The following is an 11613-nucleotide window of genomic DNA, read 5'->3' on the forward strand; positions in this document are numbered from 1 at the left end:
AACAGGCCCGACGTGCCCGCCGTACGTCGTGGCACAGGTCATACGCCCGCCTGGCCCCGTCCTCGTGGCTTCTCCGGACGCCCGCCGTCGTGTTGAGGGATGGTGGAGACAGTCGTCGGCGGCGTCGGAGATTCGGTGTGAGCGCGGTAGAACAAAGGGAGTCGGCACAGGGGGCGGCGTGCCGTGCGATCCGTCGAAGGCGGTGCGTGGAATGAGTGCAGCCGAGGCTCCGGTGGCCCAGGGCGGCGGACCGGTGCGGCCGAGCGGCCTGCTCGACGTGCTGGGGGTGGCCTCGGTGGTGCTGGACGCCGAGGGTCGCATCGTGCTGTGGAGCCCCCAGGCGGAGGAGCTGTTCGGCTACTCGGCCCAGGAGGCGCTCGGCGAGTACGCCGCGCGGCTGATGGTGCACGAGCAGCACATCCAGCTGGTCGGCCAGCTGTTCGCCGACGTGATGAGCACCGGGCAGAGCTGGGCCGGCGCCTTCCCCGTCCGGATCAAGGACGGCGGCACCCGGCTGGTGGAGTTCCGCAACATGCGCCTGCTGGACGACCAGGGCGATGTGTACGCGCTGGGTCTCGCGGCCGACCGCTCGACGGTGCGCCGCCTCGAACAGGACGTGGCGCTGTCCGAGCGGATCGTGAACCAGTCGCCGATCGGACTGGCCGTACTGGACACCGAGCTGCGGTACGTCTCGGTCAACCCGGCCATGGCCAAGATCAACGGAGTTCCCGCCGGGGACCACGTCGGACGGACGGTCCCCGAGGTGCTGCCGCTGGCGGACGCCGGCGCCCTGGAAAGGGCGGCCCGCCGGGTCCTGGAGACGGGAGAACCGCTCGTCGACAGGACCACCGTCGGCCGGACCCCGGCGGATCCGGACGAGGACCACACCTGGTCCGTCTCGCTGTACCGGCTGGAGGACGCCATGGGGACGATCCTCGGCGTCGCGGCCTCCATAGTGGACATCACCGAGCAGCACCGGGCCGGGGTCGAGGCCGAGACCGCGCGACGCCGCCTCGCCGTCATCGCCGACGCCTCCGCCCGGATCGGCACCACCCTGGAGCTGGACCGCACGGCCCGCGAACTGGCCGACGTCGCCGTGCCCGAACTCGCCGACGTGGCAGCCGTCGATCTGCTCGACGCGGTGGTCGAGGGCCGCCGCAGCACGCTCGGCCCCTTCGAGCCCGCGGTGATCCGCGCCCTCGCCGTACGGGCGGAGGACGGCGAGGACGCCCTCCAGGCCGCCGACCCGCCCGGGCAGCTCGTCCGGTACGCTCCCGACCGCCTGATCACCGAGTGCGTACGGACCGGCCGCCCGGTGGTGGTACCCCAGGTGAAGGACGAGCACCTGCCCCGCATCGCCCGCTCCCCCGAGGCGGCCGTGCTGCTGGGCCGGGCAGGCGTCCACTCCTATCTGGCCGTCCCGCTGATCGCGCGCGGCGAGGTGCTCGGCGCCCTCGACCTCAAGCGCACCCGCAATCCGGCGCCCTTCGGCGAGGACGACCTGGTGCTCGCCCGCGAGCTGGCGGCCCGCGCGGCCGTGCAGATCGACAACGCGCGCTGGTACCAGAACGCCCGCAACACCGCGCTCACCCTGCAGCGCAGCCTGCTGCCCGGCCATCCGCCGGTGACGACAGGTCTGGAGGTCGCCTCGCGCTACCAGCCCGCGGGTGCCACCACCGAGGTCGGCGGTGACTGGTTCGACGTCATCGAGCTGGAGGGCGGCAGGACGGCGCTGGTCGTGGGCGATGTGATGGGCAGCGGTATCAACGCGGCCGCCACCATGGGCCGGCTGCGCACCGCGACCACCACCCTGGCCTCGCTCGGCCTCGATCCCGCGGTGCTCCTGGAACATCTCGACAAGATCGCCTCGGGCCTGGACCACTCCATCGCGACCTGTGTGTACGCCGTCCACGACCCCCGGCTGCGCCAGTGCCGCATCGCCAACGCGGGGCATCTGCCCCCGGCCCGGGTCCGTGTCGGCCACCCGCCCGAGCTGCTCGACCTGCCCACGGGCGTGCCCCTCGGGGTGGGCGGGGTCCCGTTCTCCTCCACCACGGTGGACTTCGCCCCCGGTGACGAACTCGTGTTCTACACGGACGGGCTGGTCGAGACACGCAGCCACTCGCTCGACGAACGCCTCGGCTTTCTCCTCACCCTCCTCGACGCCCCGACCCGGCCCCTGGAGGAGACCTGCGACCTTCTGCTGCGCACCCTGCACCACCCCGACAACCACGACGACGTGGCACTCCTGATCGCGCGGGCGCAGGAACTGCCCTGAGCTGCGCGGGGACCGGCCCGACCACCCGATTCACAGCTACTCGTTACCAGGTCCTTATCGGCGTCATCGGACAATCACAGGAAGGCATGCGCACGGAATGCCGCGTGTCATGGCCGATGGGAGCGAGCAGTGACGCACGAACCGGACCACGGGCACCGCTCCGGCGACGGGCCCGCGGAGTCGATCCCGCCGATGCCCCCGCATCCGCCGCGGGCGGCCGGGCAATGGGAAGTGATCGCCGGACCGGGACAGGACCGTGAGCCGGGTCAGCCGCTGCGGGCACGGTGGCGCAGGCAGTCGGCCCGGGTCCGGGCGGTGACCGTGGCGGCGACGGTCGTGGCGCTGGCCCTCGGCGGCACCGTCGCCTACGCCGCCTCCTCGGGCGGGTCGGGCGCCGGCGTCGTACCCGCCGCCGACGGCTCCCCCTCCGGGTCACCGTCGCCTGACGGCCATGGACACGGCCCCGGCTTCGGCTGGTTCGGCCTCGGCGGGGGCGGCGTGCACGGCGAGGCGACGGTCAAGGACCGGGACACCGGGAAGTGGGTCGTACGGACCTGGCAGCGGGGCACGGTCGAGAAGGTGGACGGCGACCAGGTCACCGTGAAGAGCGACGACGGCGCCCAGTGGACCTGGACGGTGGGCTCGGACGCCAAGGTGCGCCGCGAGGGCTCGTCCGGCAAGGGCGCCGACGCGCTCAAGAAGGGCGACAAGGCATTCCTGGCCGGCACGCGCTCCGACAACGGCACGAGGACCGCCGCGGTGGCCGTCGCGGGCACCTTCGACCGTGGTGGCCCTGGCGAGGGCCGACCCGACGGCCGCTGGGGCTTCCCCGGCCACGGCGGTCCGCGGTGGGGCCACCCGGACCGCACCGCGTCACCGAGTCCGACAGGCAGCGGGGCGACGACCTGAGCCGACACGGCTCGACCCGAGGTGGCGCCTAGGGGGTGTCGTTTGGATCAGGTCGGCCGTCACGAACGGTGCGGTCTGGCCGACCCCGAGCGGGGTCTGGTGCGTGCAGCTGCAAGGCGGAGGAGGGAGTCGACGCGGAGCGTCGGCGAGTGACGACAACGCCGCAGATGTGCGTGCCAGGGCCCGCGACGCCGGGATGATCCAAACGACACCCCCTAGGGCCGGACGCCGATCACCACGTTGGCGTACAGCTCCTCGGAAACCGCGAGGCGGGCGCTCAGCCCGGCCTGGGTGAACGCCTCGACGGCGCTCGGCGCCTGGCGTTCGCTCGTCTCCACCAGGACGCAGCCGCCGGGCGCGAGCCACTCCGGCGCCGCGGCGGCGACCCGGCGCAGGACGCCCAGGCCGTCGGCGCCGCCGTCGAGAGCGACGAGGGGTTCGTGGTCGCGGGCCTCCGCCGGCAGAAGGTCCACCTCGTCGGTGGGGACGTACGGCACGTTCGCCGCGAGGATGCCGACCCGGCCGCGCAGGTCGTCGGGCAGCGCGTCGAACAGATCGCCCGTATGGGCGTGACCGCCGAAGGGGGCGATGTTGCGGCGGGCGCAGCGCACGGCGGCCGGATCCACGTCGGCGGCGTGCAGTTCCACCCGGCCGAGCGCGGCGGCCAGGGCCGCGCCGACCGCGCCGGAGCCGCAGCACAGGTCCACGACGACGGACGCGTGCGGGGCCTGGGCGAGTGCCTGGTCGACCAGGAACTCGGTGCGACGGCGGGGGACGAAGACGCCCGGTTCCACCGAGACGCGCAGTCCGTGGAACTCGGCCCAGCCGAGGACGTGTTCGAGGGGCAGTCCGGCAACTCGCCGGTCGACCATCGCGGCGAGCTCGTCCGGCGTGCGGGCGGTGGCGAGGATCAGTTCCGCCTCGTCCTCGGCGAAGACACACCCGGCGGCGCGCAGCGCGGAGACGACGGTGGCAGGAGAATACGGGGGCATGAGAGCCGAGAGCCTTTCGGAGACCTGAGGCCGAAGGATGCTCTCGTGGTCACCTACTGCCGGTGACCCGCAATGCCTTGAAGAGAGAGCACCCGAGCTGACACAGCGGTAATGGGTCTCACCTCCTCGCGACTCATGGCCGGGACGGTCCGCGGCCGACCGCAACCCTACCCCAACGGTCAGACGCCGACGGTCTCTTCGATCTCCTCCTCGGCCTCGTGCTCGGCCAGGACGACCGCCCGCTGCGCGGCCACCGGCCCCGGCACGGCGAGCGCCGGCGCGGACGCCCTGGCCCGCTCGCAGGCCGCCGCGACCGCGGTCAGGGCGAGGCCGGCCAGCAGCCAGGCCGCCAGCGTGCCCACGGTGCGGCCCAGGCCGTCGCCGCCGAAGTACAGCAGGCCGCGGATGCCCTCCACGAACCCGGCGCCGTTCCAGAAGGCGTGCAGGGTGCCGAAGAAGCCGTTCTGCAGCTCGGGCCGGAACAAACCGCCGGAGCTGGTGAAGTTGAGCATCACGAACAGCACCATCATGGTCAGCGTGGTCCACCGCTTCAGGAAGGTGTGCAGGCCGACGCCGATGAAGACGATGCCCGCGGAGTAGAGCCACGCCATCCCCCACAGACCTGCGAGGTCGTGGTGGGCGAGACGGAACACGGGTCCGGCGAGCAGCGCGCCGATACCGCTGACGACGACGGACACGCCGAGCGCCAGCAGGGCCCGCACCCGCATGGGCAGCGCGGAGCCCGCGGCACCGAGCGCGGCGACCGAGGCGTACGAGCCGATGCTCAGCGCGATCAGCAGGAAGAACAGTCCCTGCCCGGTGGGGTCGTCGGCGACCGGCGCGGCCACGTCGGTGACCTTCAGCGGCGCGCCCTCCTTCGCGGCGAGAGGGGTGGAGACCTTCTCGGCCGCCGTGGCGTCCATGTCGGACGCGGCACTCGCGACCAGGAGCCGCGGCGCCTTCCCGCTCGGCACATAGGCGCCCGTGATGTCACGGGACTTGAGCAGATCGACGGCCCCGGTCCGGGTGGCGACGGTGCGGACGTCGAGCCTGTCCCCCGCGGCGTCCTTGACCGTCTGGGCGAACACCTTCACCTCGGGACCCGAGCCGACCACGGCGACGGGCAGGTGGTGGGGTTCCGGGGTCACGAACGCCCCCATGTATGCCAGCCCCATACCCAGACACATCAGCAGGGGGGTGATCAGGTGGGTGAGCACATGGCGGAGCGCTGGTGACGTCATCGGGGGCGACCTCCAGTAGTTGGCTTATACAACCTTCTCTGCAAGTTGTACTATACAACCAGAATGAGGAGGTATTCCCGTGACAGCAGCGGAGACGGCCGTCGAGACCATCCAGCGCGAGATGACGATCTTCGCCCGCCGGGCCCGCGCCTCGGCGGGACGCATGCACCCGGAGCTGTCGCTGGTGTCGTACACCCTGCTCGGGCACCTGGAGGAGAGCGGCGGCTGCCGGGCCACCGACCTGGCCGCGCACTACGCCCTGGACAAGTCCACGGTCAGCCGCCAGGTGGCCGCGCTGGAGCGGGCCGGACTGATCGAGCGCCGTACGGACCCGGAGGACCACCGCGTCCAGGTGCTGCATCTGACGGAGGCCGGCGAGGAGATCCTCGCCCAGGTCACCCGGAGCCGCCGGACCGCCTTCCGGGAGCGGCTCGCGCACTGGCCCGAGGAGGACCTGATCCGGTTCGCCAGGTATCTGGAGCGGTACAACGCGGGGCCGACACCGGCCGCCGACCCCGACTGAGCGAAGCGTGTCCGCCAGCGGGTGTCGAGCGTCGCTGTGGACGGCCTTGTCACGCTCGGTCCCTCCGGCGAGGTGAGCCGACTGCGCCGAACGGGGTACCACACCGGTGTGGACGCTCGCATGGGTGGCTGCGAGGAGGTCGACATGCGAACCCGGGTTCGCGGCTGGCGCTGGCGGTACAACCCGCTGCGGCGCCGGTCGGACGTCGTGGAGGCGTGGACCGCGCTGACCGTCGCCGTACTGCTGCTGGTCGGCGCGCCCCTGGCCGGTGCGCTGGTGGGCCTGTGGGCGCATGACGGGGCCCGGACGGTGGCCGCGGCGCAGCGGGCCGAGCGGCATCGCGTCCGTGCCGAGGTGATCGGCGGCACGCCCCGGCAGCTCCCCTCGGTGAAGAGCGGCCGGGAGCACCCCTACCGGGCGACGGTGCGCTGGACGCAGCAGCCGGGGGCGGCGGCCCGCACGGCCGAGGCACGGGTCCCGGCGGGCACGCGCCAGGGTGACGTGGTGGACGTGTGGTTCGACCCCCGGGGGCGCGGTGTCGCCCCACCGCCGAACGAGGTGGCGGTCTGGCAGCACACCGTCTCCGTCGGCGTGTGCGCGGCGGGCGGGGCGGCGGCCGTCACCCTCGTCGGCCACGGCGTCATACGCCGGGTCTCGCTCCGCCACCGGATGTCCGAGTGGGAGCGGGAGTGGGCGCGCACGGGCCCGGAGTGGACGCGCTGGACGGCATGAGCCGGGCGGAGGAACCGGGGCGTATGAGGCGTGACGCAGGAACCGGAGCGCAGGAACCGGGGGCTCGCCGACGCGGCCGACCCAGGCCTATCGACTCCCCCGACCGCCCACGTACGGTGTGATCATCCGCAGGATCACTCCTCGAAGGCGGTTGCCGATGGCCCTGTTCGACCTTCCTCTCGACGAGCTACGTGAGTACCGCAGCGAGTCCACGGAGCCCGAGGACTTCGACGCCTTCTGGTCCAAGACGCTCCAGGAGGCTCGCGAGCACGACCTGGACGCCCGTTTCGAACCGGTCGACGTCGGTCTGGCCACCGTGCGGGTGTACGACGTGACGTTCGCGGGGTTCGGCGGCCACCCGGTCAAGGGCTGGCTGCTCCTGCCGGCCGGGGCCGAGGAGCCGCTGCCCCTGGTGGTGCAGTTCGTGGGCTACGGCGGAGGGCGCGGACTGCCGCACGAGCACTTGCTGTGGGCGTCGACGGGCCGGGCGCACTTCGTGATGGACACCCGTGGCCAGGGCAGCGCCTGGGGCGGCGGGGGCGGGACCGCGGACCCGGTGGGCGGCGCTCCGGCGTACCCCGGATTCATGACGCGGGGGATCGACGCGCCCGAGAACTACTACTACCGGCGGGTGTTCACGGACGCGGTGCGCGCGGTCGAGGCGGCCCGCTCGCACCCGCTGACCGACGCGGCGCGCACGGTGGCGCTCGGTTCGAGCCAGGGCGGCGGGATCACCCTCGCGGTGGGCGCTCTGGTCCCCGACCTGGTGGCGGTCGCCCCGAACGTGCCGTTCCTGTGCGACTACCCGCGTGCGACGACGCTGACGGACCGTCACCCGTACCGGGAGATAGCCCTCTACCTCAAGACGCACCGCGGCCGGTTCGACGACGTGCTGCGCACGCTCTCCTATTTCGACGGCGTCCACTTCGCGTCCCGCGGCCGCGTCCCCGCGCTGTTCTCGACGGCGCTGGAGGACCAGACGTGCCCGCCGTCGACGGTCTTCGCGGCCTTCAACGCCTGGGCGCACGACGACAAGGCGATCGAGGTGTACGACTTCAACGACCACGAGGGCGGCGGCCCCTTCCACGAGGCGGAGCAGATGCGCTGGCTGCGGTCGTACGCCTGAGAGGAGCCCGCCGGACGGGGGGAAGCCGCCGTTCCTCTGACCGGCCGACGCCTTCCCTCCAGTCCGACCAGTCGGTACGTTCAGGGGGCCCGGGCCGCAGCATCGCGACCCGGGCTCATCCTGCGACGACGGAGGGCCCATGTCCGAGCACGAGCCAGACGTTCACGGTCACTGCGACGCGCGTTTCGCGGCGGTGCGGCTGGCGTTCGAGGAGAACTTCCGGGACCGGGACGAACTGGGTGCCGCGGTGGCGGTGACGGTCGACGGCGAGACGGTGGTCGACCTGTGGGGCGGCTGGGCGGACGCGGCGCGCACACGCGCATGGGAGCGGGACACGGTGGTCAACGTCTGGTCGACGACGAAGGGCCCGACGGCGCTGTGCGCGCACATCCTCGCCGACCGGGGACTCCTCGACCTGGACGCACCGGTGGCCGCGTACTGGCCCGAGTTCGCCGCCGCCGGAAAAGAGAAGGTCCTCGTACGGCATCTGCTGTCGCACCGGGCCGGGCTGGCCGGGCTGCGTGAACCACACTCGCTCGAGCAGCTCTACGACTGGGAACTGACGACCACGCGACTCGCGGCTACGGAGCCCTGGTGGGAGCCGGGGACCGTGTCCGGGTACCACGCACTGACCTACGGCCACCTCGTCGGCGAGGTCGTACGGCGGGTCTCCGGGCTGCGCCCCGGGGCCTTCCTGGAGCGGGAGGTGACCGGGCCGCTCGGGATCGACTTCACCATCGGCCTGCCGCCGGCGGAGTCCGGGCGGGCGGCCGAGCTGGTGCATCCGCGGGCCGTGAACGCCGGCGAACAGGCCGCGATCTTCAGCCAGTTGACGCCGACCGTGATCGCGGCACTGACCAATCCGCTCGCCGGCGCCGCCGAGGCCAACACGCCGGCGTGGCGGGCGGCCGAGATCCCGGCCGCCAACGGCCACGGCACGGCGCGGGCCGTGGCCGCGCTGTACGGCGTCTTCGCCGGACGCGGCACCTACGGCGGCCGGCGCATCCTCTCCGCCGAGGCGGCCGAGCGGGTGCGCGAGGGGCAGGGCAGCTGCCGCGACCTCGTCCTCGGGGCCGGTTTCGAGCACGAGACGGAGATCGGGCTCGGTCTGTGGCTCAGCGGACCGAACGGTTCGTACGGACCCGATCCGCGCGCTTTCGGACATGACGGCTTCGGCGGCTCCTGCGGGCTTGCCGACCCGGACGCCGGGGTGTCGATGGGCTACACGATGAACCGGATGGGGCCTCATATCGCCGACGACCCACGGAAGATGGCGCTGGTCGACGCCCTGTACCGAGCGCTCTGACACGGACCGCGCGCGGTTCGGTTTCGGCCGAACCGCCGGACCGCTCTTCCCTGATGGTTTAGACCAATGCTAGATATGGTCGCGCAATGAGCCCGCACGGCTACGCTTTGTGACCAGACGTCTTGTGACCAACAGGAGGCGCGGCATGGCCCGCACCACCCCTCACGACCACCCGCAGACCGACGACCAGCCCCTGTACTGGCGGATCGCGACGAGGCTCCTCGCGGAGCTGCGCGACGGAACCGTACCGCCGGGTGAACGACTGCCGGGCGAGCGGCAGTTGGCCGAGCACTTCGGAGTCAGCAGGGAGACCGTCAGGCAGGCGTTGGAAGTGCTGCGGCGGGACGGTCTGGTCGCCACCGACCGACGGGGCAGCCACGCCACGCTGCCCGGCCGGCCGGTGGAGGACCCGGTGTCCCTCGCCTTCCCGGTGGGCGTCCGGAGCGCGGACCCGTGCGCGGTCGACCGGGCCACCGTGACCTGGGAGACACCACCACCGGAGCATGCCGCGGCCCTGGGGCTCGCCCCGCACCGGCCGACCCTGGTGCACCGCTACGAGTCCGCCGCACCCGACGGCCGCACCCTGCGCACCGCGGTGACGTCCTTCTCGGCGGTGGCACTGTCCGAGGTCGAGGAGCTGGGCCGGTACCGCGACCGCGCCGACGGATCGGCCACCGCGCAGCTGCGCCGGGCCTACGACTGGATGCGCAGGGCGGGCCTGGCCCTGCACCACCGGGACTCCATCACCCATGCCACCGACGCCGCCTCGGTCCGGGTGACCCGGCGCGTGCACGACCAGTACGCCCGCCCGCTGGAGATCACCGACCTGGTGGTGGACGCCCAACAGGACGCGCTGGTCTACGAGTTCACCCTGCCTGCGGCGGGCTGACCACGCCCGCGCAGGGCACGCCGGAGGCTACGGCAGCCGTCGCGCCGCCACCAGCCGGGCGCGGGGGCTGCCGTCGTCGCGCCGTCCGAACTCGGGCAGGGGGTACAGGTCCACCGCGAATCCGGCGCGTTCCAGCTCCCGCAGCACACTCCCGAACCGCAACGCCCGGTAGTACATGACGAAGGGCGGCCGCCACACCGCGTTGCGCACCCGCATGACCGCGTCGAAGCCGAGCAGGATCCAGAATCCCGGACGGGACGGACGGGGCGGGGCGAGCACGGGGAACGCGAAGCGACCGCCCGGCCGCAGTACGGAGCGGACCTCTGCGAACAGCCCCGGCAGTTCGCGCGGCAGGAAGTGACCGAAGGCCCCGAAGCTCACCACCAGGTCGAAGGCGGACGCGAACGGCAGGGCACGGGCATCCCCGCGCACCCAGGCGACCCGCGGCCCCTCGGGACGGGGCTGCCGCCGGGCGACGTCGAGCATTCCGGCGCTGAAGTCGACACCCGTGACGCTCTCCCGGCACACCCGCGCCAGCACGTCCGTCCCGGCGCCGGTGCCGCAGCACAGGTCGAGCCCGTCCGCGAAGGGGCCGAGGCCGGTGAGCACCTCGGCCACGGATTCCAGCACCGAGTCCGGCGTACGGAACGGGGTGTGGTCGAACTTGGGCGCCAGCAGGTCGTATCCCCGCTCCACGGACGACAGTGCCTGGACGGCGAGCTCGCGGAGGCTGGGTCCTTCGGGGCTGAACATTCGGCCAGCTTAGGGGGCGGTGCTGTTTCTGTGGACACGGTAACGGACGCAGCCTATTCTCATCGGCATCTAATCAACTAATTGACTATGAGGTGAGCCGATGCGAGCGTTCCGTGAGGCGGTCGAGGCCCGCGATCTCGATGCCGTCGAGGCGCTGCTGGCGCCGGACGTCGTCTTCACCAGCCCCGTCGTGTTCAAGCCGTACCACGGCAAGGCGATCACGGCGGCGATCCTGCGCACGGTCATCCAGGTCTTCCAGGACTTCCGGTACGACCGGGAACTCGCCGGCGCCGACGGCCGCGACCACGCGCTGGTGTTCACCACCCGGGTCGGCGACCGGGAGATCAACGGCTGCGACTTCATCCATGTGAACGAGGACGGCCTGATCGACGAGTTCATGGTCATGGTGCGCCCGCTGTCGGGCGCCCAGGCCCTGGCGGAGGCCATGGGCGCCCAGTTCGACCGCATAACCAAGGAGGCGCAGGAGGCGGAGGAGGCAGCGAAGACCAAGGCGCGTTGACGGAAGCTCCGTGACATGGAAGCGGGCCCAGGGGCAGCGTTGAACGCCCCTGGGCCCGACGGGCGTTGCCTTAGGTGTTCCGGATGGCGTGCACACGGGTCCAGGCGAATGTGCACAGGGCGAGCGCCACAACACCGAACAGCAGGAAACCGCCCGTGATCCGGACATGGGTGAACGTGACGTCGTCCGCCGGCGTGTGGGGGACGTGAGCTCGCCCGGCCCTCTTCCGAACCGGGATCCGCGTCAACTCCGCCCGCCTCCCCCTCCGGGCCCGCCGTCGGCGGAATAGTCCGGGCCGGCTGCATGTTGACGTGTCACAGTCGTACCGCTCCATCGGGTGGTAC

The 11613-nt window shown here is 72.4% G+C and carries 11 protein-coding genes; 8 read left to right on the top strand and 3 right to left on the bottom strand.

The features are described from left to right. The first annotated feature begins 211 nt into the window (after window positions 1–211). Complete coding sequence (locus N8I87_RS04535) at window positions 212–2278, top strand: SpoIIE family protein phosphatase (RefSeq protein WP_263205681.1); 2067 nt, start codon at window positions 212–214, stop codon at window positions 2276–2278. Window positions 2279–2407: 129 nt separating this feature from the next. After that, a complete protein-coding gene (locus N8I87_RS04540; RefSeq protein ID WP_263205682.1) occupies window positions 2408–3187 on the top strand; it encodes a hypothetical protein in 780 nt (259 codons plus the stop codon). Between the two features lie 215 nt (window positions 3188–3402). On the opposite strand, the gene N8I87_RS04545 is transcribed toward N8I87_RS04540, so the two are convergent. Together N8I87_RS04545 and N8I87_RS04550 are read right to left on the bottom strand one after the other, a co-directional pair. Continuing rightward, the gene (locus N8I87_RS04545) at window positions 3403–4179 is read right to left on the bottom strand and encodes a putative protein N(5)-glutamine methyltransferase (RefSeq protein ID WP_263205684.1); all 777 of its coding nucleotides are present in this window, start codon (window positions 4177–4179) and stop codon (window positions 3403–3405) included. A 179-nt stretch (window positions 4180–4358) separates the two neighbouring features. Next, window positions 4359–5420: an ABC-2 transporter permease gene (locus N8I87_RS04550; RefSeq protein WP_263205686.1), complete on the bottom strand. Its 1062-nt coding sequence runs from the start codon at window positions 5418–5420 to the stop codon at window positions 4359–4361. A 121-nt stretch (window positions 5421–5541) separates the two neighbouring features. Here N8I87_RS04550 and N8I87_RS04555 point away from each other — a divergent pair, with 121 nt between their 5' ends. From N8I87_RS04555 to N8I87_RS04575, 5 genes are all read left to right on the top strand, one after another. After that, complete coding sequence (locus tag N8I87_RS04555; protein ID WP_411577364.1) at window positions 5542–5943, top strand: MarR family winged helix-turn-helix transcriptional regulator; 402 nt, start codon at window positions 5542–5544, stop codon at window positions 5941–5943. 144 nt (window positions 5944–6087) lie between these two features. Beyond that, entirely contained in the window at window positions 6088–6675 is a 588-nt protein-coding gene (locus N8I87_RS04560; protein WP_263205690.1) for an Rv1733c family protein, read from the top strand. Window positions 6676–6832: 157 nt separating this feature from the next. After that, entirely contained in the window at window positions 6833–7801 is a 969-nt protein-coding gene (locus N8I87_RS04565; RefSeq protein ID WP_263205692.1) for an acetylxylan esterase, read from the top strand. A 139-nt stretch (window positions 7802–7940) separates the two neighbouring features. Beyond that, window positions 7941–9107, top strand: coding sequence for a serine hydrolase domain-containing protein (locus N8I87_RS04570; protein WP_263205693.1), 1167 nt, complete (start codon window positions 7941–7943; stop codon window positions 9105–9107). A gap of 145 nt (window positions 9108–9252) precedes the next feature. Next, complete coding sequence (locus N8I87_RS04575) at window positions 9253–9996, top strand: GntR family transcriptional regulator (protein WP_263205695.1); 744 nt, start codon at window positions 9253–9255, stop codon at window positions 9994–9996. Window positions 9997–10023: 27 nt separating this feature from the next. On the opposite strand, the gene N8I87_RS04580 is transcribed toward N8I87_RS04575, so the two are convergent. Next, window positions 10024–10749 carry a class I SAM-dependent methyltransferase gene (locus N8I87_RS04580; protein WP_263205697.1) on the bottom strand — a complete coding sequence of 242 codons (726 nt, stop codon included), beginning with the start codon at window positions 10747–10749 and terminating at the stop codon, window positions 10024–10026. 100 nt (window positions 10750–10849) lie between these two features. Here N8I87_RS04580 and N8I87_RS04585 point away from each other — a divergent pair, with 100 nt between their 5' ends. After that, window positions 10850–11269 (top strand): nuclear transport factor 2 family protein, encoded by a 420-nt coding sequence (locus N8I87_RS04585; RefSeq protein ID WP_263205699.1) that lies wholly within the window; start codon window positions 10850–10852, stop codon window positions 11267–11269. Window positions 11270–11613 lie beyond the last annotated feature (344 nt).

This window comes from Streptomyces sp. HUAS 15-9 (assembly GCF_025642155.1).
Classification (GTDB): domain Bacteria; phylum Actinomycetota; class Actinomycetes; order Streptomycetales; family Streptomycetaceae; genus Streptomyces.